At 51.4% G+C, this 22,102-nt stretch carries 18 protein-coding genes and 1 riboswitch; of the genes, 17 read left to right on the forward strand and 1 reads right to left on the reverse strand.

Annotated elements, in window-relative coordinates; genetic code table 11:
- The first annotated feature begins 14 nt into the window (after positions 1–14).
- From ACFQ1T_RS12865 to yfaE, 10 genes are all read left to right on the forward strand, one after another.
- Positions 15–542 (forward strand): RNA polymerase sigma factor, encoded by a 528-nt coding sequence (locus tag ACFQ1T_RS12865; protein ID WP_338656985.1) that lies wholly within the window; start codon positions 15–17, stop codon positions 540–542.
- Entirely contained in the window at positions 539–1,387 is an 849-nt protein-coding gene (locus ACFQ1T_RS12870) for a FecR family protein (RefSeq protein WP_379077409.1), read from the forward strand. The genes ACFQ1T_RS12865 and ACFQ1T_RS12870 overlap by 4 nt, the downstream gene beginning before the upstream one ends.
- A 140-nt stretch (positions 1,388–1,527) precedes the next feature.
- Positions 1,528–3,921: a TonB-dependent siderophore receptor gene (locus ACFQ1T_RS12875; protein ID WP_379077412.1), complete on the forward strand. Its 2,394-nt coding sequence runs from the start codon at positions 1,528–1,530 to the stop codon at positions 3,919–3,921.
- A 14-nt stretch (positions 3,922–3,935) separates the two neighbouring features.
- On the forward strand, positions 3,936–5,171 hold the full coding sequence (locus tag ACFQ1T_RS12880) for a PepSY-associated TM helix domain-containing protein (RefSeq protein ID WP_379077415.1): 1,236 nt from the start codon (positions 3,936–3,938) through the stop codon (positions 5,169–5,171).
- Positions 5,172–5,281: 110 nt separating this feature from the next.
- The gene (locus ACFQ1T_RS12885; protein WP_379077418.1) at positions 5,282–5,797 is read left to right on the forward strand and encodes a sigma-70 family RNA polymerase sigma factor; all 516 of its coding nucleotides are present in this window, start codon (positions 5,282–5,284) and stop codon (positions 5,795–5,797) included.
- Between the two features lie 2 nt (positions 5,798–5,799).
- Entirely contained in the window at positions 5,800–6,801 is a 1,002-nt protein-coding gene (locus ACFQ1T_RS12890; protein WP_379077421.1) for a FecR domain-containing protein, read from the forward strand.
- An 88-nt stretch (positions 6,802–6,889) separates the two neighbouring features.
- Complete coding sequence (locus ACFQ1T_RS12895) at positions 6,890–9,268, forward strand: TonB-dependent siderophore receptor (RefSeq protein ID WP_379077424.1); 2,379 nt, start codon at positions 6,890–6,892, stop codon at positions 9,266–9,268.
- Between the two features lie 258 nt (positions 9,269–9,526).
- Positions 9,527–9,747: riboswitch (cobalamin riboswitch) on the forward strand.
- A 178-nt stretch (positions 9,748–9,925) separates the two neighbouring features.
- The gene (gene nrdA, locus ACFQ1T_RS12900) at positions 9,926–12,205 is read left to right on the forward strand and encodes a class 1a ribonucleoside-diphosphate reductase subunit alpha (protein ID WP_379077426.1); all 2,280 of its coding nucleotides are present in this window, start codon (positions 9,926–9,928) and stop codon (positions 12,203–12,205) included.
- Positions 12,206–12,414: 209 nt separating this feature from the next.
- The gene (gene nrdB / locus ACFQ1T_RS12905; protein ID WP_275356988.1) at positions 12,415–13,548 is read left to right on the forward strand and encodes a class Ia ribonucleoside-diphosphate reductase subunit beta; all 1,134 of its coding nucleotides are present in this window, start codon (positions 12,415–12,417) and stop codon (positions 13,546–13,548) included.
- Between the two features lie 156 nt (positions 13,549–13,704).
- Entirely contained in the window at positions 13,705–14,118 is a 414-nt protein-coding gene (gene yfaE, locus ACFQ1T_RS12910) for a class I ribonucleotide reductase maintenance protein YfaE (protein WP_313983734.1), read from the forward strand.
- Positions 14,119–14,218: 100 nt separating this feature from the next.
- Here yfaE and ACFQ1T_RS12915 read toward each other — a convergent pair whose 3' ends face one another.
- Entirely contained in the window at positions 14,219–14,446 is a 228-nt protein-coding gene (locus ACFQ1T_RS12915) for a hypothetical protein (protein ID WP_228518658.1), read from the reverse strand.
- A gap of 300 nt (positions 14,447–14,746) precedes the next feature.
- Here ACFQ1T_RS12915 and ACFQ1T_RS12920 point away from each other — a divergent pair, with 300 nt between their 5' ends.
- The 7 genes from ACFQ1T_RS12920 (at position 14,747) to ACFQ1T_RS12950 (ending at position 22,064) form a co-directional block, all read left to right on the forward strand.
- On the forward strand, positions 14,747–15,061 hold the full coding sequence (locus ACFQ1T_RS12920) for a transcriptional regulator (RefSeq protein WP_275356986.1): 315 nt from the start codon (positions 14,747–14,749) through the stop codon (positions 15,059–15,061).
- On the forward strand, positions 15,054–15,341 hold the full coding sequence (locus ACFQ1T_RS12925) for a helix-turn-helix domain-containing protein (RefSeq protein ID WP_379077431.1): 288 nt from the start codon (positions 15,054–15,056) through the stop codon (positions 15,339–15,341). Before ACFQ1T_RS12920 ends, ACFQ1T_RS12925 begins: the two co-directional genes overlap by 8 nt.
- Before the next feature lie 197 nt (positions 15,342–15,538).
- Complete coding sequence (locus tag ACFQ1T_RS12930) at positions 15,539–15,781, forward strand: type II toxin-antitoxin system Phd/YefM family antitoxin (RefSeq protein WP_379077433.1); 243 nt, start codon at positions 15,539–15,541, stop codon at positions 15,779–15,781.
- Position 15,782: 1 nt separating this feature from the next.
- The gene (locus ACFQ1T_RS12935) at positions 15,783–16,169 is read left to right on the forward strand and encodes a type II toxin-antitoxin system VapC family toxin (RefSeq protein WP_379077436.1); all 387 of its coding nucleotides are present in this window, start codon (positions 15,783–15,785) and stop codon (positions 16,167–16,169) included.
- 254 nt (positions 16,170–16,423) lie between these two features.
- Positions 16,424–18,328, forward strand: coding sequence for a M48 family metallopeptidase (locus ACFQ1T_RS12940; RefSeq protein WP_379077438.1), 1,905 nt, complete (start codon positions 16,424–16,426; stop codon positions 18,326–18,328).
- Positions 18,329–18,522: 194 nt separating this feature from the next.
- The gene (locus ACFQ1T_RS12945) at positions 18,523–19,488 is read left to right on the forward strand and encodes an AAA family ATPase (protein ID WP_379077441.1); all 966 of its coding nucleotides are present in this window, start codon (positions 18,523–18,525) and stop codon (positions 19,486–19,488) included.
- Positions 19,489–19,499: 11 nt separating this feature from the next.
- A complete protein-coding gene (locus ACFQ1T_RS12950; protein ID WP_379077444.1) occupies positions 19,500–22,064 on the forward strand; it encodes a S8 family peptidase in 2,565 nt (854 codons plus the stop codon).
- Positions 22,065–22,102 lie beyond the last annotated feature (38 nt).

The following is a 22,102-nucleotide window of genomic DNA, read 5'->3' on the forward strand; positions in this document are numbered from 1 at the left end:
AGATATGGTTTTTATTGATTGTCTTTCACGCAGTGCATCTTCATCCTGAACATTCCAAACTCGTGGTTGCCTTGGTCTATCACTACGACGAATTGGTGAGCTATGTCAGACGCCGTTTTGGCGACCAGCATTTCGCCAGGGATGTGGTGCATGATGTTTGCCTGGAGATCATGGAGCGGCCGCCACAACTGGCGGTGCAAACGCCGATGGCGTTTTTGCGCAAGCTGTCGCGTCACCGCGCGATTGACCGCTACCGGCAGTACCAGACGCAACAATCCCACCTCAATCACTTGCAGCAGACAGCAGAGCACGCGCATCAGATCGATGGCGAACGCGTCATGCATTTTGTACAACGTCTTGAGGCCTTGAAGCGCATCATAGAAGCGCTGCCAGCCCGGCAACGGCAAGTGTTTTTGCTGCATCGTCTGCACGACATGCCGCAGCAGGAGATTGCCGATGCGCTGGGTATTTCACGCAATATGGTGACGCAACATTTTAACAAGGCCATGGGCAGCATCCAGCGGCAGTGGGCGGGGCTATGAAAGCATCTGACCACACATTGAGTGCGCCCAACCAGCCTGCTGACCATCAAGATCCGCTGGCGCCATACGCTGACGCCTTGCGCGCGCACTTTCCCTCCAGGGAGGCCTTGCTGCAGGAAGCCATGCAGCAAACCCGGCAACGGCGTCGAATAAAACAAGCGTTGGCAACCACCGCTTGCGGCCTGTTGGCGGCCGTGGTCTGCTATGACCCAGTGTTGTCCAGCCAGCGCCTGCAAACGGCAATCGGTCAGTCTGCCCACTTCCAGTTACCGGATGGCTCTGCTGTCAGTCTCAATACCAACACGGTTCTAGTGGCCGAGCAACATCTGCGTTCGCGGCAATTAACGCTGGTACAAGGCGAAGCACTGTTTAAGGTGAAACACGCCTGGCAACCGTTTACCGTGGATGCCAACCAGGTGAAGATTCGCGATATCGGTACTGTGTTTAACGTCCGCAATACCGCGCAGGGGGCCATGGTTACGGTGGTGGAGGGCAGTGTAGACGTGATCACTGCGCAGGCACAGCGTCGGCTGACTAAAAATCTCTCGGTGACCACCCGCGGCGCAGCCATTTCTGAAAACCGGTGCACCAGTGCCGAGGCGGCTACCGCCTGGCAGCACGGGCGATTGATTTTTGATGGGCTGCCACTGCGTGACGTGGTGGCCGAATTGCAGCGCTATCACGCTGGTCAGATCACACTGGCGGATGCCCGGGTGGGGCAATACCGCCTATCCGGCGAATACGATATCAATGGCATCGCATCCTTGCTGGCCGTGTTGCCCGAGATTTTGCCCGTGCGTGTCGAAAAACAGGCAGAGGCTGACGTGGTGATCCGGCAGCGTTAATCCGTGCGGTTAAGCCGGATTCCCCGGTTCGATCACGCTGAGTCAGGATCATCCGTAAAAAAATTTCTAAAGGACATCAACATTGGCGAAGGCTGGCACGACATACCCATGTCATTCATTATTTATTCAATGGGAAGAAGATGTCATTTACTCGCAACTCTGCCTTGTTCGCCGCTTTGCTGTCCAGCCTGTCTGTGCATGCCGTCGAGCTTGATATGCCCGCACAACCGCTAGACAAGGCGTTGAAGGCCCTGGCCCACCAGACCGGGGAAAGCATTATTTTTTCAACGGAACTCACCGAGCACAAACAGGCGCCTGCGCTCAAGGGTGACTTGAGTGTGCGGCAAGCGCTGGAAAAGCTGCTGGCAGGCAGTGGGCTGGTGTTAAAAGCCACCGCCGCTGGCTATACGCTGACTAAAGCCGCTCCCCCGCCACATACACATAGTGAGCCACAAGACCTGCCAGAGGTCAGCGTGTCTGGGCAAACCGTGCAAGAGCCCGCCAATGGGCCAGTCAAAGGCTATGTTGCCAAGCGTAGCGTGACGGCGACCAAAACCGATACCGCCTTGATTGAAACGCCGCAATCCTTGTCGGTGGTGACACGTGACCAGATGAACGCACAGGGCGTGCAGTCGGTAGGCGATGCCTTGCGCTATACCGCGGGTGTGCAGTCCGAAGCAAACGGGCCAGACCCGCGCGCCGACAATATTGGTATCCGTGGCTTTAGCCTGGGCCGGGACCAGTTCCGCGATGGTTTGCGTAATTACGCATTTAATAACCAGGGCGGTACGGTGGTTGAGGCTTATGGCCTTGAGCGCATTGATTTATTACGCGGCCCTTCCTCCATTGTGTATGGCCAGGGCGCGCCGGGTGGGCTGGTTAATCTGGTCAGCAAACGGCCCACGGATAAACCGCTGCATGAGCTGGGGTTGACCTTGGGCCAGTATGACCGGCAACAGGTGCGTGGCGATGTCAGCCAATGGCTAGATGATGAGGGCGTGTGGTCTTACCGCCTGGTGGGCTTGGTGCAAAAAAGCGATACGCAGATCGACCGTGTCACTGACGACCGTGTCTATCTGGCGCCTTCATTGACTTGGCGGCCTTCGGACGCGACCCAGCTGACCTTGCTGACCGACTACCAGAAAAATGACCGTGGCCAGGGCTACCAGGCATTGCCGCGGGTCGGCACACTGGTGAGTAGCCCCTTTGGCAAAATTTCCACCAGCCGGTATGTGGGTGAGCCAGGCCTGGATAAATACGTGCAGGAACGATATTCGGTGGGCTACCAGTTTGAACATGCGTTTAATGAGCACTTGACCCTGCGTCAGAACCTGCGCTACCAGCAACTGCGCACCGATGCCATTTCAACCTATTTGGTGAGCTTGCGTGCAGACCAGCGCAGCATCAACCGGGCAGCGATGGGCACCGATGAAAATGTCGACAATGTGGTGGTGGATACGCATCTGCAAGGGCACTGGTCACATGGCATGTTTGAGCATACGGTGCTGGCGGGAATAGACAGCCAGCGCCTGGATAACCATGTGCTGCGTACATCAGGGACGGCGAGTCCGCTGGATCTGTATACGCCGGTATATGGGGTGACGCCGGTGAATCTGCTGCTGTCAGCCAATTTGAAGCAACAGCAACGCCAAACCGGGATTTACTTGCAGGACCAAGTAAAAATTGACCGCCAGTGGGTGGCGACCCTCGGGGTTCGTCAGGACCATACCCGCATGCAAACAGATAATGTGCTGAGTCCTGCAGCCTCCTCGTCGCAACGCGATCAGGCAGAAACCTGGCGCAGCGGCCTGGTTTACCTGGCGGAGAATGGCCTAGCGCCGTATGCCAGTTACACGGAGTCGTTTTTACCGGTGATCGGCACCATGTTTGATGGCAAGGCCTTCGCCCCTGAAACCGGCAAACAATATGAACTGGGCATCCGCTACCAGCCTAAAGACAGCCAGACACTGTTGAGCGCGGCCGTCTTTGATTTGCGCCGCCAGAACGTGACCACGACTGACCTGCAGCATCCTACGTTTAATCTGCAGAATGGGGAGGTGCGTACCCGCGGGCTGGAGCTTGAAGCCAAGACTCAGTGGGACGCCTGGTCGCTGATTGGTAGTTATACTTATATGCTGCCTGAAATCACGCGCAGTAATAATAGCTTGCAGGGGGTGCCGTTCCAGGGCAAAGATCCTAACCATGTGCCTCACCATACCGCCGCATTATGGACCGACTATCGCTTGCCTGGGCAATGGCTGCCCGGCCTGGTGGTCGGCGGCGGCGTGCGTTACACCGGTAGCCGTTTCGGTAACGATGCCAACACTTTCAAGCTGCCGTCTTATACGCTGGTAGACTTGGCGGTCCGTTATGATTTGTCCCAGCTGGGCACAGGCTGGAAAGGCTGGCAATTTGCACTCAATGCCAGTAATTTGTTTGATAAGGAGTATGTGGCCAATTGTGCATACAGTGGCGACGGTTGCAAATGGGGCTACCGCCGTAATGTGATGGCCAATTTAAATTTTCAATGGTAACGAGACACGCACTTGTGGTTTGGCATCGCTGGGTAGGCCTGGCGATGGCCGCTTTTTTGGTCATTGCCGGCTTTACCGGCGCCATCATCGCTTTTCAGGATGAGCTCGATGCATGGCTCAATCCACACCTGTATCAAGCGTTATCGCAACCAGGCCAGCCCATGCTGGACGTGTACCAGCTGCAAGCGCAGGCGCAACAGCAGGCGCCCGCCAATACCCGGGTCGATGAATTGCAATTCAAATTGCCACAAAGCACGCTGGAAGATCACCATGCAGAAGCCATGATCTTCCGCCTCACGCCTGTGGGTCCGCAGGCCAGCATCCCGGCAGATCAACTGTTTATCAACCCGCAATCAGGTAAGGTGCTGGGGTCACGCTTATCCACGGCAGGGCCATTCCAGCGCGAGACGCTATTACCGTTTTTGTATAAGTTGCATTATTCGCTGGCTTTGCCCGGTGTCAGCGGCCGCCTCATCATGGGCATTGTCGCCGTGCTGTGGACGCTGGATACCTTTGTGGCGTTTTTCCTCACCTTGCCCCGGCGGCAGCCACAATCCAAAAGCAGTTATTGGCAACGCTGGAAACCGGCCTGGCTGGTCAAATGGCAAGCTTCGACCACGCGTATCAACTTTGACCTGCATCGTGCGGTCGGGCTCTGGCTGTGCAGCGTATTGCTGGTTTTTGCCTGGTCCAGCGTCATGTTCAACCTGCGCGAGCAGGTCTATCTGCCCATCATGACCAAGCTGATGCCGTTTGATTTGTCCTGGCGCAACATCCCCAAATTGCCGCAACCGCTGACCAGCCTGCCCATGCCCTGGCCGCAAGCTCACCAGTTGGCGCAACAAGCCATGCAAGGCTTTGCAAAAAACCATCAGCTGCAGATTGATTACGAAGACCGTTTGCGTCTGGACCGCGAGCGCGGCGTGTACCAGTATTTTGTGCATAGCTCGGCCGATTTGCGGCAAGACCGGGGCAATACCGCCATTGCGATAGATGCCTATACCGGTGAAATCAAAGGCCACTGGCTGCCGACGCAAGACCAGTCCGGGAACACCTTTAGCAACTGGCTGGGAGCCTTGCATATGGGGCAAGTGTTTGGCATGCCCTACCGCATCTTTGTCTGTTGCACTGGCTTGTCACTGGTGCTGGTGACAGTCACGGGTGTGCTGATCTGGAGTAGAAAGCGCGCAGGTAAATCGCGTGTCACCTTACGCGCGCCACAGCCTGCCAATACACTGCAACGGCATTGATTCAGCGCCGTAGTTTCTGGCGTAACCATACTGCGGCTCAAACATGCCACCCGCGCGGATAGATGATATAATGAGAATTATTATCATTTATTGCATATGATCCATTTGTTATGCTGGCAAACGAATATACGCTGCAACAAACAGTAGGCGCCTTGTATATCGATCATCACCAATGGTTGCGCGCATGGTTGCGCGGCAAGCTCGGTTGTAGTGAGCAAGCTGCCGATCTGGCGCAGGATACGTTCTTGCGCATGATGCATGGCAAGCGCAATGTGCATGCCCTCGAAAAACCCCGCGCCTACCTCACGCAGATTGCCAAGCATTTGCTGATTGATCACTGGCGCCGGCAAGCGGTGGAACGTGCCTGGCAGGAGACGCTGGCTGTGGCGCCCGAGACTTTTGTTGCCTCACCCGAAGAGCGTGCCCTGATTCTTGAGGCGCTGGTCCGCATTGACCAGTTGCTGGACTGCCTAAAGCCCAAAGTACGCGAAGCTTTCCTGTTATCACAGCTGGATGGCCTCGGCTATCGAGACATCGGTGAGCGGCTGGGGGTAGGCGAGCGCATGGTGAAAAAATACATGGCACAAGCCATGTTGGCTTGCCTGATGATGGATGAGGGGCCATAACCATGCATCACAACCAGGCGGATGAGCAGCGTATTTTAAATCAGGCGGCAGAGTGGTTCGCGCGTTTGCAGGATCAGTCCCTGCATGCACAAGAGCTTGCACAGTGGCAAGCCTGGTTGGCGGCCGATCCTGCGCATGCACGGGTTTGGCAGCGCGTTGAAGCTATCAGTCAACCCTTTAAACAGCTGGCGACCACCGTGCCTGCCGCCACGGCACGAGCGACCTTAAAGCAGGTGCAGTCTTTCGAGCGTCGCCGTACCTTGCGCCGTTTGGGTTTGGGCGTGACGGTGCTTGCCAGTGGCTTGCTTATGCGCCAGGCCTTGCCGTGGCGTGGTTGGCTCAATGCCTATGCAATTGCGCATGCCGGTTATCGCACGCAAATCGGCGAGCGCAAAATCTGGCGCCTGCCAGAAGGCACTTTGCTGGCATTGAATACGGCCACTGCTGTGGATGTGCACTATGACCCGCATGTGCGTCGCATCGTTTTGCATCAAGGCGAAATTCTTGTCACCACCGCGCGTGATCTGCAGCGCCCGTCCAGGCCATTGGTGGTCGATACCCTGCATGCCCGGTTGACCGCACTCGGCACGCGCTTTACGGTACGTGGTGATTTGCAAGGCGGGCATGTGGCCGTATTTGAAGGCGCCGTACGCATTCGCCCGCATGATGCTGCCAGTGTGGATATCCTGGCAGGGCAGCAGGCGAGGTTCACGGCAACCGGGGTAGTCGCCGATGGGCGGGCAGACCTGGCCCGTGAAGCATGGTCGCGCGGGCAAATGGTGGCGGACAATCTACCGCTCGCCCAGTTTGTCGCCGAGTTAAATCGCTATACCCGCGTGCCTATCCGCGTGCAGCCGGCGGTGGCAAATTTGCGGCTGGTTGGCGTCTATCCGCTCAATTACCCGGCTCAGGATATTCCCTTGATCCTGGCCGCCATCGAAACGGTCCTGCCCGTGCGCACGCGTGAGGACGCGGCGGGTGGCTTGGCGCTGGTCGCACGATAAACCATTTTCTAATCAGAGTTCCCTTTTTTGATGCTCATCCGGCATACCAGTTGAACCCATTCAATATTCAACTTTGGAGCCTGATATCATGTCATCCCCAGTTTTATTCCGTCCACAGATGCGCAAGCTGCTTGTGCGAGCAGCACTGCTATTTCCCGCCATGGGCTTGCATCCGCTTGCGCCAGCCGCTTGGGCACAGACCACAGAGGCCACTTATGTTTTTGATGTTGCCGCAGGGCCGCTTTCAACCGCATTGACGCAAGTCGCAGCACAAACGGGCATGAGTTTGAGTGCAAATGCCGCGCTGTTGGCTGACAAGAAAGCAGCCGCGCTTAAAGGCCGCTACACTGCGCAAGCCGCATTGCATCAATTACTGGAAAATACCGGCCTGGCATTACAACAGACGGATGAAACGCATTTCAGTGTGATTCCTGTCATCACCGAAAAAGACGCGCCACAAACCTTAAGCGAGGTACAGGTGCAGGCCAGTAAAGAGGGTAACGGTCTGTTAAGCCGTTATGAAGCGAGTACTGCCAGTCAGGGGGCGCTGGGCGACAAGTCCTTACTCGATACCCCGTTTTCAGTCAGTGTGGTCAAGGCTGAGGACATTTTAGATCGCCAAGCTAGCAATGTTGCCGAGGCCTTCAAGCTGGATGCAGCCGTCACCGCGTCCAGTAATGGCGTGGCCCGGGAGAGTACCATGATTACGGTGAGAGGCTTGGCACTGGATTTATTGAATGGCTACAAGATCGATGGCCTGAATATTTCACCATGGAACACCGATTTACCGATTGAGCATTTTGAGCAGGTTGAGCTGCTGAAAGGCTTGTCCGGTTTTATGTACGGCTTTGCGCAACCGGGCGGCATCCTCAATTACAGACTCAAACGCGCCGGGGATACGCCAGTCACCCGCGTGACGGCGGGCTTAATGACGGATAGCCAGTACAACCTGAATCTGGATGTTGGTCGCCGCTTTGCAGAGGGGCGTGCGGGCATGCGTATTAACTACATCCATGAGGCAGGGGATACCTATCTTGATGCCCCGATCAAGCGCGACTCTGCCTCTGTGGCGCTGGATTTCAAACCTTCGGATCAACTCACGGTTGAGCTGGATAGTCTCTACCAGAAGCGCAAGGTCAATGGATCCATGTTTGCCCTGGTGGTGGATCAAAATGCCGCCAGCCCTAAACCGATTGATGGCGCACGCCGCTTGACGCAGGACTTCACTTATCATGAAACCGAGATGATGACGGCAGGCACGGCGTTGCGCTGGCAGTTTAATGACCAGTGGTATTTAAGCACTGCGGCGCGGGTTTCCAAGCTCAGGCGTACCAATTACGATAGTTATATGACCATCAATGACGATGCGGGAAACTTTAGCGATGCGCAAGTGCAGTGGTATAGCCAACATCACAATCAGTCAGCCAATCTGATGCTGCATGGCCAGTTTGAAACCGGCCAGATCAAGCATGCCCTGGTCACAGGCGCAGACTTGCAGACGGTGCATCGCAGTGGCGCGCCAGACAGCTTTGCCTTATTGGGGACGGGTAACCTGTACACTGGCCGCAGTGATGAGACTGATCCTGACGCAAGTATCAACCGGAATTTGAGTACCATTTTCAAAACCCGTAATGTCGGTGTGTTTATGAGTGATACCCTGCAGTGGACGCCGGAATGGAGCACGATTATTGGTCTGAGACATAGCAACTATGAGAAAACCCAGCCCAACGGCCCCACCTACAAAAAAAGCAAAATGACGCCGACTTACGCCTTGCTCTGGAAGCCACAAGCGTCCATCACGGCTTACGCCAGCTATGTTGAAGCGCTCGAAGAAGGCAATACGGCACCCATAGGCACCAATAACGAAAACCAGTCGTTTGGTCCGCTTGAAAGCAAGCAGTATGAAATTGGCCTCAAGCAACAGGGTAGTTTCTGGTCGGCCGAGGCCGCACTGTTCCGCATGCAGCGTGGTTTGGCGTATACCAATGCAGACAATGTCTATGTGCAACAAAGCAAAGGGTTGGTGTTGAGCGGGCTAGACCTGGCTGGCCGTGTCGAGTTAGGCAGCCAGTGGGCGTTGCGCAGCAGCCTGGTGTGGATGCAAAGCGAAAACAAAAGTGATGATGCCAGCGTGAATGGCAAGGATGCCGCTAATGCCCCCAGCTGGAGTGCAGCGCTGTATGCGGACTACCAGGTGATGGATTTGCCTGGCCTGACACTGTCGGCAGGCGCGCGTTACGTCGGTCAGCGTTATCTTGAGGCCTCCAATACCCATGCACTGGACAGATATACCTTGTTCGACCTCGGTGCGCGCTATCACACCAAGCTGAACGCGCATCAACTTACCTTGCGTGCCGGGGTGCAGAACCTGACCAACGAAAAATACTGGCAAGCACATGGCGACTGGAATTTCCTGACGCAAGGCGAGCCGCGTATCTTTAAAGCCAGTGCACAGCTGGATTTTTAAACGAGATGGCTGTGAGGATGGCTGCGATGACAGCTGCCATCTCGCCAGCGTCAGTAGGCTGGTCTGACGCTGGCTTGTCGCCTCAAGTCGCCTGGCGGTGAGGCAAAAAAACATTGTTTGAGGCTGGGCAAACATCAGGGCACAGTACAAAATGCTTGCTCTGGGCCTTGCAAAAAAATATATTCAGGCAAAACAATCACTTACTGTCTTGTAACAATATATTGTGTTTTTGTATGTTGAAAATGCATATATATTGATTTATAGTCACGTCCATACGGTATACGGGCACTGATCAGTGCCTGTCTTTAAAAGGGAATCTGGTGCGCGATGGCGATGGCCATTGTCAAGCCAGAGCTGCCCCCGCAACTGTAATCAGCGAGTTGTTTGCTGCTTTGCTCGCCACTGAAGCGATTCGGGAAGGCCAAGGCAAACAATCATGACCTGAGAGCCAGGAGACCTGCCGTGATTTTTTCTTGTTAACGTTTGAGGCGGGGTGTCCTCGGCAGATGCAGTGAGTCCTGTACTGATTGCAAGTCTGGTCTTTAAACGGGTGCAGGTTTTTTCTTTGATTGCTCGACAACGGGCAGGCTATTGCCAGAAAAAATGCGCCCCGCAGCCAGTGCCGTGTCCCTTCCGCCGCCAGCACTGGGAGCCACCATGACACAATACGAATCCATGCAAGCCACGAAACGTGATGGCCGCAAGGAACCGATTAACCTCGACAAGATTCATCGCGTCATTGATTGGGCCGCACAAGGCCTTAACAATGTGTCGGTGTCACAGGTGGAGCTCCGTTCGCATATCCAGTTTTATGATGGTATCCGCACCGACGATATCCATGAAACCATTATCAAATCTGCTGCCGACCTGATTTCGGAAGAAACCCCGGATTACCAGTACCTGGCCGCGCGCCTGAATATTTTTCACCTGCGCAAAATTGCTTACGGCCAGTTTGAGCCACCGCATTTGTTTGACCATGTGACCAACCTGACCGCGCTGGGAAAATACGATCCGCACCTGCTCAAGGATTACAGCCGCGAAGAGTTTGATACGCTGAATGGCTATCTGGACCACTGGCGCGATATGAGTTTCTCTTATGCTGCGGTCAAGCAGCTTGAGGGCAAATACCTGGTACAAAACCGCGTCACCAAAAAGATCTACGAGAGTCCGCAGTTTCTTTACATTCTGGTGGCGATGAGCCTGTTTGCTAACTACAAAGGCCAGGCGCGTCTCGATTACATCAAGCGTTTTTATGATGCGGTGTCTACCTTCAAGATCTCGCTGCCGACCCCGATTATGTCTGGCGTGCGGACGCCGACACGCCAGTTCAGCTCTTGCGTGCTGATTGAGTGTGATGACAGTCTCGATAGCATCAACGCCACTTCCAGCGCGATTGTCAAATACGTGTCGCAGCGCGCCGGTATTGGCGTCAACGCCGGCCGTATCCGTGCGCTGGGCAGTGAAATTCGTGGCGGTGAAGCACAGCACACCGGCTGCCTGCCGTTCTATAAACTGTTCCAGTCTGCGGTCAAATCCTGCTCACAGGGCGGGGTACGCGGTGGGGCGGCCACGTTGTTCTATCCGTTATGGCACCTTGAGGTTGAATCCCTGCTGGTCCTCAAAAACAACCGTGGCGTGGAAGAAAACCGCGTGCGCCACCTCGACTACGGCGTGCAGATCAACCGCCTCATGTATCAGCGCCTGATCAAAGGTGAACAGATCACCTTGTTCTCGCCGCATGATGTGCCCGGCCTGTATGACGCGTTCTTTGCCGATCAGGATACCTTTGAGCGCCTGTATACCCAATACGAAGCCGATGACAGCATCCGCAAGCGCAGCTTGCCTGCCGTAGACTTGTTCTCGCTCATGATGCAAGAGCGCGCCGGTACCGGCCGCATCTACATCCAGAACGTGGACCATTGCAACACGCATAGCCCGTTTGATCCGGCCGTTGCGCCGGTGCGCCAGTCCAACCTGTGTATGGAAATCGCACTGCCAACCAAGCCGCTCAATGACATCAACGACACCGAAGGCGAAATTGCGCTGTGTACCCTGTCAGCATTTAACCTGGGCGCGCTGGAATCTCTGGATGAGCTCGAAGGCCTGGCCGAGCTCGTGGTTCGTGCATTAGATGCCTTGCTCGAATACCAGGATTACCCAGTCAAAGCCGCGCTCAATGCCACCGACAAGCGCCGTTCACTGGGCGTGGGTGTGATCAACTATGCCTATTACCTAGCGAAAAACGGCACCAGCTATACCGATGACGCTGCGCTGGGCCTGACCCACCGCACGTTTGAGGCGATTCAGTACTATCTGCTAAAAGCGTCCGTACAACTGTCTCGCGAGTTTGGCGCGTGTGGTGCGTTTAACGAGACCACTTATGCCAAAGGCATTTTGCCGATTGATACCTACAAAAAAGACCTCGACGCCGTGTGCAACGAGCCGCTGCGTCTGGATTGGGAAAGCCTGCGCAAGGAAATCCAGAAAGATGGCTTGCGCAATTCCACGCTGACGGCGCTGATGCCTTCCGAGACTTCCAGCCAGATTGCCAATGCCACCAACGGCATTGAGCCACCGCGTGGCCTGGTCTCGGTCAAGCAATCCAAAGACGGCATCTTGCGCCAGGTGGTGCCTGAGATTGACCGCCTGCGTAACCAGTACCAGTTGTTGTGGCGCATCCCCAGCAATGACGGCTACCTCAAGCTGGTGGGCGTGATGCAGAAGTTTGTCGATCAATCGATTTCAGCCAATACCAACTACGACCCAACCCGTTTTGAAGGCGGCCGCGTGCCGATGAAGCAACTGCTGAAAGATCTGCTGCAAGCTTACAAACTCGGCGTTAAAACACTGTACTACCACAACACTCGCGATGGTGCGAGCGAGGGCGGTACGGAAGCTGAGGACGATGGGTGTGCCAGCGGAGCCTGCAAAATTTAAATAAGCATTGACTCAGTGGCTGCGCGGGCAAATTGCTGCGTTGTGCGGTGCGCGAAATCCTCATGTACTCACGTGTACATTCCGGTTTCTGTGCTCCGTACGCCTTGCACTTTATCCCGCTCGCTCACTGTTTCAACGCTTATGGCAGTGGGGTAATAAGTACAATTTAAAAACAGTTTGAGCATTAAACTTAAACATTAGGAACACAGATGGCCTACAGCATCTTCACCAAAACCGATAATGATCAGTTAAAAGAACCCATGTTCTTTGGGCAGCCCGTCAATGTGGCGCGCTACGACCAGCAGAAATATCCGGTATTCGAGAAGCTGATCGAGAAGCAACTCTCCTTCTTCTGGCGCCCGGAAGAGGTTGACGTGTCGCAAGACCGTTCCGATTACCAGAATCTGCCCGAGCACGAAAAGCATATTTTTATCAGCAACCTCAAGTATCAGACCTTGCTGGATTCGATTCAGGGCCGTAGCCCCAACGTGGCCTTGCTGCCACTGGTGTCCCTGCCTGAGCTGGAAACCTGGATTGAAACCTGGGCGTTTTCCGAGACCATTCACTCGCGTTCCTACACCCACATCATCCGCAATATCGTCAATGATCCGTCGGTGATGTTCGACGACATCGTGCGCAATGAAAACATCACGGCACGCGCTTCGGATATTGCGCATTATTACGATGAGCTGATCCAGCAAACCATGCTGTACTCGCAGCTGGGTGAGGGCAATCATGTCATCAATGGCGAGACCAAGGTGGTCAACAAGCGTGCGCTCAAAAAGCTGCTTTACCGTTGCCTGATGAACGTGAATATCCTCGAAGCCATCCGCTTTTACGTCAGCTTTGCCTGCTCGTTTGCCTTTGCCGAGCGCAAGGTGATGGAAGGCAACGCCAAGATCATCCGCCTGATTGCGCGCGATGAGGCCTTGCACCTCACCGGCACACAGCACATGCTCAACATCATGCGTTCTGGCCAGGATGACGCCGAGTTTGCCGAGATTGCCGCAGAACTGCATACCGAGTGCTTCGAGATGTTTAAATCCGCCGCCGAGCAGGAAAAACTGTGGGCCGAGTACCTGTTTAAAGATGGCTCCATGATTGGCCTTAATAAAGACATTCTTTGCCAGTACGTGGAATACATCACCAACACTCGCATGGCTTCAGTCGGCTTGCCTCCGGCATTTCCCAATGCCAAAAACAACCCGATTCCATGGATCAACACCTGGCTGTCTTCAGACACCGTACAAGTGGCCCCTCAAGAGGTAGAATTAAGTTCTTACTTGATCGGGCAGATTGATTCAGAAGTCTCGGCTGACGATCTCAACGACTTTGAGTTGTAATTGGCTGCGCGGGCAAATTGCGGCGTTGTGCGGTGCGCGAAACCCTCATGTACTCTCGCGTACATTGCGGTTTCTGTGCTCCGTACGCCTTGCACTTTATCCCGCGCGCTCATTTATTGATTGTTTCGCTATTGATTTTAACAAGTCATTTTTAAAATGATCAGCATACGCAGCCAGCATACCCGCTTCAGCCTGATCCCGCATGAAACCTTGCTGGAAGGCCTGGAGCGCACCGGGCATGAGGTCGAGTACCAATGCCGTGGTGGCTATTGTGGCGCCTGCCGCGTGCGCCTGCTCGATGGTGAAGTTGAATATCTGGAGCAACCGCTGGCATTTATTGCCAGTGACGAAATCCTGCCATGCTGCTGCGTCCCCAAGTCGGATATCCGGCTCGATTGCGAACTGCGCCCCGAGTTGCAGGTGTTTCAGGCGCAAGAAGAGTTGTTCCCGGCACAAGGGTCACTGTTTGATGACCCGTTGCCCAGCACCGCTGACAGCCGCGTTAAAAAACTGGTCAGACGGCGCATACCCAGAGTGCGGAGCACGGCCAGCAATTTATCCCTGTTTTAATCCGGTGTTTTAAGCGCGGGCTTTAGCCATTAGCACACAACAAAAAAGGCGCGAAATCATTCGCGCCTTTTTTATGTGCTTGTTGAGTCTGCTGCTGAGACTAGCCCGCGGCACGCGGTGCCGGTCGCACCCATTGCATTTTGAGGTTGGGCGCACGTGTATCTAGGTCCGCGACCAGCTTGCAACTCAAAATTTCGCAGCGCCAATACATCTGGCGAATTTTCTCATCCGCTTCGGCACGGGATTTACCGTACACCTGCAGATTCTCTACCAACACCCCATTGGCGCTACGTATGGAGTACAAATATTTTCCAGATCTTTTAGCCATAATCGAATTTACCCACCCCGGGAACAATGCGTTGTAAAACATCGTAATTTTTTTAGTTATAAACACCATATCAGAGTTTTTTACTGATGTATACACCGCTAAGCGGTAGATAAGTGATTCAATTCAATACTTTAAGGGGGTATTTGCATAAAACACCTAAAATTTAGTGGCTAAGTTGAACTTTATGGCTCGAAGATTGCGCGCCTATCCCAATAGATAATGCTATATTTACATTAATTAACAATCGCGCATCACACGTTTGGCGATTGCTTGCGTTTGTACTATTAAAGGGTATAGTTTATGCTCACCATTGTTGAGACCAGCATCTTTATCAAGTACGCCAAGATGGTATGGAGTGATGAAGAGCGCGTTGAATTTATCAACTGGATTGCCGCAAACCCACTTGCTGGCGATGTGATTCCAAACAGTGGTGGTTGTCGCAAAGTGCGTTGGGCGCGCGATGGCATGGGTAAGCGCAGTGGCGTACGGGTGATTTACGTTAACCAGCTCGAGAAGGGAGAAATTGGCTTGCTGATCGTGTATGCAAAAGCCAAATTTGACAATCTCCCCAGTGACTTCTTGAGTGCTTTAAAACAGGAGTTCATTAATGACTAAAGTTGATCAAGAGATGGCGCAATTCAAGGCAGACTTGCTGGCATCAGTCAAAGAGCTTAAAGCTGGCAAGGTGGCGCGTAGCACGCAGGTAGATGTTTCCTTTGTGGTTTCAGCACGCAACCAGCTGGGGTTGTCGCAAAGCGAGTTTGCTCAATTGTTAGGGGTATCCGTGCGCACTTTGCAAGCCTGGGAGCAGGGGCGGATTAAACCTTCAGGTGCGGCGCAAACCTTGATGCGCATTGTGCATAAACATCCAGAAGTGCTGTTGGAGGTGCGTTGAGTTCGCCTCAACTATTTGTGCAAACTCAAGTTGATCGTTATAGAGAAGTTCAGTGAGTATCTGTTCACGTATTGTATGCTTAGCCACATGACGCCCCATAACAGCTCATAAAAAGCTGTGCTTGAGTCCGAAAGTCTTTACTCCAATCTCCCTTCTGTTTAAACTAAACTAACTAAACTTAGTTTAAGTTGGACATCATGCAAATTATCAATATTCACGAGGCAAAAACACAACTCTCTAAACTGGTGGATCAGGCTGTCAATGGGGAGTCTTTCATTATTGCCAAAGCCGGTAAGCCGCTGGTAAAAGTCACCCGGTTAGAGGCGACTGAGCCGCCCGCAATCAAGCGTATTGGCTTTATGCAAGGTCAAATTCAGGTGCCTACAGACTTTGATGAGATGGGCAAAGCCGAAATTTCAACCCTGTTTGGCCTCGAGTAAGATGAAGCTGTTACTCGATACCCATATTTTGCTTTGGGCAGCGGCGGGGGCTGAGCAGCTGCCAAGCAAAGCAAAAGCCCTCATTGAAGATACAGGCAATCAACTCTTCTTCAGCAGCGCCAGTCTGTGGGAAATTGCCATCAAGAACACCCTGGGCCGGGCGGACTTTAAAGTGGACTTGGCCGTATTACGGCGTAACTTGCTGGAGAACGGTTTTGAGGAGATCGCGATCAATAGCAGCCATGCCATGAGCGTCGCCACCTTGCCAGAGGTGCATAAAGACCCCTTTGATCGCATGTTGCTTGCGCAGACGCAGGTCGAAGGGGTGACGTTAATGACGGCAGATCGCCAGCTCGGCGGCTACCCGGTCGCTTTAGTCATGGTCTAGCGGCATATTGTTAGGCTGCACTCAGCAGCGTGATACCCATCTGCTGAGTGCAAGGCTGATGCTGTTCTGGTCTGCATTAAAAAATCATTTTAAAAAATAGCTCATCATTTACAATCATTAAAAAATAGCGCGCCAGACTGTTTGATCCCCGTGATTAAACGCATACAACAAAACTAGGCGTGCAACGATTTCCTCATCTTGATTCGACCATGACTGGAATGGTTTTGGCTTTGGTGTAAAGGGGTAGGTAGCGCATGCGTGAAACATCTTTAGAGAACCTGATTACGCGGTCCGAAAGGCTGGCCGAGCAAAATTACAGTACCTATTTTGTCCGCGTCATCCTTGTCAGCCTGCTAGGCTTTTTGATTCTGGGATTTGCCATCTTGATGGCCTTGATCCCGTTGGCCTTACTCATCGGCTTGGTCGCGCTGACCTTTGTTGCTGGTGGTGCAGTGCTACTCATCTTGCTCAAGCTGGGCAAATTGCTGATTTTAATGATCTTGCCCGCCTTCTTGATGCTCAAGGCCTCTTTCAAAGTCTTGTTCAGCCGCTTTGATAAGCCAGTGGGCACCGAGCTCACGCCCGACCAAGCGCCTGCGCTGTGGCAAAAAATCAAGTCACTCGAAACCGCGCTCGCAGGCCCCAAAATCAGCCATGTGTTGCTCACTCATGATATCAATGCCGCGATTATTCAATATCCGCGCTTTGGCCTGTTTGGCTGGGAAACCAATTACCTGATGCTGGGCCTGCCGCTGTTGCAAGGCCTCACCGAAGGCGAGGCGATGGCAGTGATCGCGCATGAGTATGGGCACCTTTCTGGCGACCATAGCCGTTGGTCCGGCTTTATTTACCGCTTGCGCTCCACCTGGGCGCGCCTGCACGACATGGCCAGTGGCTGGCGTGACTGGGGCTCGCGCTATGTGGCCAAAATGTTTGGCTGGTATGCGCCTTATTTCAACGCCTACAGTTTTGTGTTGGCGCGCAAAAATGAGTATCAGGCCGACCATGTCTCGGTCAAAATCGCCGGGGTAGAAAACACCGCCAGCGCCTTGTTACGCGTGCACGTGCTCTACCAGCTCGAAAAAGAATGCCTGCATGCGCAAATCCAGCAACGCGTTGCTACTGAGCCCACGCCCATGCAAGATAAAAGCGCCGTTTGGCAATCTATCGTCAACCAAACGCTAGAACCAGGTACCCTGCATCGTTACATAGACCTCGCCTACACCTACGAGACCAACCATCTCGACACGCATCCCGCCATCAAAGATCGCCTGAAAGCCATAGGTGTGGAACTTGAGACCCTGAAAACCCTGCCACGCGCAGACAACAGCACCTCCGCCGCCGATGCCTGGCTAGGCGCCGAGCTGCCACACTTCACCCACAAGCTCGATCAAGAATGGCAGTCCAACATCAAGCAAAACTGGAGCGCACGCCATCAGGATATCCAGGCGCAAACCGCCACCTTGAATGAACTGCTCGCCAAAGAAACGCTGAGTGCCGACGAGCAATGGCAAGTGATTGCCATTAAAGAAGACCTGACGCCAGACCAACCGCAACGCGCCGCCATTGAAGCCTTTGTGCAGCAACACCCTGAGCATTTGCAAGGCCGCTATAGAGTAGGGGTGTACAAACTCCTCGACGACGATGAAACCGGCATTGACGATTTAGAGTACGTCATGGCGCAAGACGAATCTGCCATCCTCGCCGCCTGCGAACAAGCCTACCATTACTACGCCGCCAAAAACCCGGCACGCGCCGATGAATACCTGCAACGCTACCAAGCCCGCGCCAACAAGTTGCAAGCCATCCACCAGGAGCTCTCCACCTTAACCCCAGCCGCCACGCTGGCACAACACGACCTCGACGACGCCACCGTGCAACAAATCCGGGCCGTCATCGCCAGCGACGCCAAAGATATTAAAAGGGTTTACTTGCTCAAGCGCGTGTTAGATGCCGACAACACCAAGGGCGACTATTTGCTCGCCTTTGAAATGCCTACTTTTTCACTCACCGACCCCTCGAAAAAAGTCATCGAGCGCCTGGTCAGCAAAGAGTTTCCCATCCATTTGTTTATTGTTTCGCTCAAGTCTGGCGCGTTTAAGCCATTTAAGAAAAGAATTAAAAAGCTGGGTGTGGAGCCGGTTTACGAGAGACATTAATTTTAATCTGGCCATCATTACCCTTTGAATTTATTTCTTGTCTTTGTGTCTTTCCAGGATGACTTATGGATGCGCTCGATTTCAGACGCTTAGTCACCTTTGGGTGAACATTAGTAGTTATATTTTGAAATTTTTCTATTAATTCTGGTGCTTAAATATTAAAATTGGAACCAAATTTATAGAGTATCGGTGATATGTCAAGAGCGGATTTATTAGTTAATTTGGTCAAAGCAGGCAGTCAAAATGACCAGAAGCTATTGCGCTCAACTGTTGACGCGATTGTTGCGGAAGAGAGAGCTAAACAGCACCATGTTTTAGCTAAAAAATTAGAAGATAATTTTAAAAGTAACTCAAGTAATGCTGAGGTCGTGCGTTCATTTGATGGTGGGCATGGTGGGCTGTTGTACGAGATTGAACCTCGCAGAACACTCAGCAGTTTATTGTTGACTGATGACACCCAGCAGGCTGTACTTGAATTAATTGAAGAGCATCAACGTAGAGACCTGCTTAGATCGTATAGCTTAGAGCCTCGGCATCGCATTCTACTAGAAGGACCTCCTGGGAATGGTAAAACTTCTCTTGCTGAGGCAATTGCTGCCGAATTGTTGATTCCTCTTTTTGTCGTGCGGTATGAGGCAGTCATCGGAAGTTTCCTTGGAGAGACAAGTAGTAGACTCAAAAAGCTTTTTGATTTTGCTCGAACACATGAGTGTGTATTGTTTTTTGATGAGTTTGATACGCTTGGTAAAGAAAGAGGAGATACCAACGAAACGGGTGAAATCAAAAGAGTTGTCAGTTCATTATTATTGCAAATTGACTCCCTGCCACCGCATGTTGTAGTAATTACCGCAACCAATCATGCCGAGTTGCTTGATAGAGCTGTTTGGAGACGATTCCAACTAAGACTTAGTTTGCCTGCCCCAACACTTGAGCAAGTTGTTACATGGTTTAAAAACTTTGAAGCCAAAGTTGGAATTAAATTAGGGGTATCGAGCACCGTTTTAGCGAAGCAATTTAAACCTGTGAACTTTGCTGAATTAGAGCAATTTGGAGAGGATATCTTTAGACGGTATGTTTTAGGACTACCTTCTGGAAATATGAAGTCAATTGTAAATTCACGATTACACCAATGGAGGAAGCGAGCTATCCCTGACGCTTAATAAAAAAGAAAATGGCAGAACAGCCAGAAAACTTACCTTTACTTCTCTTCCCACAAGCAGGCCGCCCATTACGGCGAGAAAGCCTGCAACCATCTCCACCGAGAATAAACTTACCTTCGTCAGACAGGCAAGGTGCTCGACTTTCTCCAAAATTTCAAATTCTACAAAATACTATCGAGGCACGAAATGTAGCCTTAGCAAATAACCCTGGCGATAATCCAGAGTTAGTACTTATTTTTGAAATTGTTGGAAGAGTTGATGAGTTTATAAGAGCTGTTTCAAGAATAAATGATCTTGATTGGCTTGCTGAATCAATTAATACCAACATCCAACCGGATAATGATTTTTATGATTCCGAAGATGAAACAAAACCGTTGGATGGTCGCTTATTTCTTATTGGTACAAATTTGCAAGCTTTAAGACAAATACATAGCTTATGGTTAAGATATGTTGAAGATAGCAATGTCTCATTTGAAAGAGGTCTTGGTCGTTGGAAGGACGTATTTAAGAGGCTAAAGGATGTCCGGTTTTGGTCTGCAACCGATCGCTTACCTTCTGAGGTTATTGAATACTGGAATGATAAGTTAGAGACTGAAGCAGCTTCAATCAAATTTGAGATTGAAGCTTGGTGTTACGAATCTGAAAATAAAAATCAAAGTTCTATTGCTGAAATTACTACTTTAGTCGAAAGATTGAATGGTCGCGTTTTGAGTAGAGCTTTAATCAAAGATATTGCCTATCATGGGTTCCTAGTGGAAATGCCTTCTGATAGCATTCGGCGATTATTAAGTAATTTACCACCGGAGCTTGTACTTTCTGATCGAGTGATGTTTTTTCGACCGATTGGACAAAGCATAGCTGAGCGCAATGATGATTCAACAACTCTAGCACCAGTAGAGCCTTCTGGTAGGCTTCCAAATGGGCCCCCTGTGATTGCATTACTAGACGGTCTGCCGCTCCAAAATCATCCAAATTTAGCAGGTAGAATAATTCTGGATGACCCTGATGGATGGGAGGCAACCTACGAAGCAAATGACAGAAATCATGGTACTGAAATGGCCTCATTGATTTCTATGGGTGATTTGGATGGACCTTCCAATCCGTTAAAAAAACCTTTGTATGTGAGGCCAGTTTTAAAACCGGTTGACAATGCATTGAGATCGCCTAGGGACGAAGTAACACCAAATGATGTTTTATTGATAGACCTAATCCATAGATCAGTAAAAAGAATATTTGAATCTGATGGAAATACCCCTCCTGTTGCTCCATCAGTGAAAATCATTAACCTTTCTTTAGGATACGTGGATTGTGTTTTTGATAATACGTTATCACCCTGGGCTCGCCTTTTAGATTGGCTGTCTTATAAATACAAAGTGCTTTTTATTGTAAGTGCTGGAAATCTACAGGACAATTTGGTATTAGATATACCAAGAGACACAATCTCAAATGTACCTCTTGATCAGAGAAATTTCCTTGCGATTAGAGCGTTACTTTCAGATTCTTTCAATCGACGTTTAATTTCTCCAGCTGAGTCTATTAACTCTCTTACCATCGGTGCAATTCACGACGATTTAACCACAGTACCGCCTCCCCCAAGATCATTTGACGTTTTTACAAAAGGTGGTATATCACCAATTTCAAGAATTGGTCATGGATACTTGAGAGCCGTTAAACCTGATTTATTATTTCCTGGGGGAAAAATACTATACAAACCAGCACTTCAAAGTCCTCCTGATAAAACTGTATTAACATTAGTTAGAAATGCTTTTGCTCCTGGTCACAGAGTTGCGGCCCCTATTTCTGGTACAAACAGTACTAAATTTACAAGAGGTACCAGTAATGCAACGGCATTAGCTACTAGAGCAGCGGGGTTCGCACATGAGGTTATAGAAACATTAAGAACTCGCTCTCCAAATGAAATTCCTGCGAATTTTGATGCTGTTCTAATTAAGGCTTTATTAGCCCACGGTGCTGAATGGGGTACATTAGAAAGTATGATTCTTAATTCATTCCCAGAAGTAACAGACCATCATAAAAAATCAAATTTAATTTCTCGTAATGTTGGTTATGGGATTGCAAATGTAGATAAATCTCTTTCCTGCACACAGCAACGTGTGACAGTGATTGGTGTAGGGGCTATTGGACATGACCAATCACTAACATACCGCTTACCTTTACCCCCATCTTTAAGAGCAAGAACTTTACAAAGAAAGCTTACAGTCACTCTTGCATGGCTTAGCCCTGTTAATCCCAAAAATGCTAAATATCGCTCTGCAAGATTATGGGTTGATCCAAATCATGAAGATTTTGGAACTGCCAGAGTAAATTGTGATTGGAGGCATGTGAAAAGAGGTACTCTACAACATGAAATATGTGTAGGTAACCAGGCATTAGCGTTTGTAGATGGGGATGATGTCGCCTTTACTGTTAACTGCACGAATGAGACTGTAACGCTTTTTGAAGAGCCTATAGAATTCGCTATTTGTGTAACCTTGGAAGTTGCACAAGATATTAATGTGCAGCTATATAACGAAGTCCGAGACAGAATCAGACCACGGGTGCCTGTTGAAATTTAGATTTTTGGAATTGCGCTCCTTAGCTTGGTCAACGCAAC

This window comes from Methylophilus glucosoxydans, assembly GCF_042676145.1.
Taxonomy (GTDB): Bacteria; Pseudomonadota; Gammaproteobacteria; order Burkholderiales; family Methylophilaceae; genus Methylophilus; species Methylophilus glucosoxydans.

Bases quoted from the DNA above. Each gene is read 5' to 3' on its own strand.
- ACFQ1T_RS12870 (WP_379077409.1), top strand. From the start codon at position 539: ATGAAAGCATCTGACCACACATTGAGTGCGCCCAACCAGCCTGCTGAC.
- ACFQ1T_RS12875 (WP_379077412.1), top strand. From the start codon at position 1,528: ATGTCATTTACTCGCAACTCTGCCTTGTTCGCCGCTTTGCTGTCCAGC.
- ACFQ1T_RS12885 (WP_379077418.1), top strand. From the start codon at position 5,282: ATGCTGGCAAACGAATATACGCTGCAACAAACAGTAGGCGCCTTGTAT.
- ACFQ1T_RS12890 (WP_379077421.1), top strand. From the start codon at position 5,800: ATGCATCACAACCAGGCGGATGAGCAGCGTATTTTAAATCAGGCGGCA.
- ACFQ1T_RS12895 (WP_379077424.1), top strand. From the start codon at position 6,890: ATGTCATCCCCAGTTTTATTCCGTCCACAGATGCGCAAGCTGCTTGTG.
- nrdA (WP_379077426.1), top strand. From the start codon at position 9,926: ATGACACAATACGAATCCATGCAAGCCACGAAACGTGATGGCCGCAAG.
- nrdB (WP_275356988.1), top strand. From the start codon at position 12,415: ATGGCCTACAGCATCTTCACCAAAACCGATAATGATCAGTTAAAAGAA.
- yfaE (WP_313983734.1), top strand. From the start codon at position 13,705: ATGATCAGCATACGCAGCCAGCATACCCGCTTCAGCCTGATCCCGCAT.
- ACFQ1T_RS12915 (WP_228518658.1), bottom strand. From the start codon at position 14,446: ATGGCTAAAAGATCTGGAAAATATTTGTACTCCATACGTAGCGCCAAT.
- ACFQ1T_RS12920 (WP_275356986.1), top strand. From the start codon at position 14,747: ATGCTCACCATTGTTGAGACCAGCATCTTTATCAAGTACGCCAAGATG.
- ACFQ1T_RS12925 (WP_379077431.1), top strand. From the start codon at position 15,054: ATGACTAAAGTTGATCAAGAGATGGCGCAATTCAAGGCAGACTTGCTG.
- ACFQ1T_RS12930 (WP_379077433.1), top strand. From the start codon at position 15,539: ATGCAAATTATCAATATTCACGAGGCAAAAACACAACTCTCTAAACTG.
- ACFQ1T_RS12935 (WP_379077436.1), top strand. From the start codon at position 15,783: ATGAAGCTGTTACTCGATACCCATATTTTGCTTTGGGCAGCGGCGGGG.
- ACFQ1T_RS12940 (WP_379077438.1), top strand. From the start codon at position 16,424: ATGCGTGAAACATCTTTAGAGAACCTGATTACGCGGTCCGAAAGGCTG.
- ACFQ1T_RS12945 (WP_379077441.1), top strand. From the start codon at position 18,523: ATGTCAAGAGCGGATTTATTAGTTAATTTGGTCAAAGCAGGCAGTCAA.
- ACFQ1T_RS12950 (WP_379077444.1), top strand. From the start codon at position 19,500: ATGGCAGAACAGCCAGAAAACTTACCTTTACTTCTCTTCCCACAAGCA.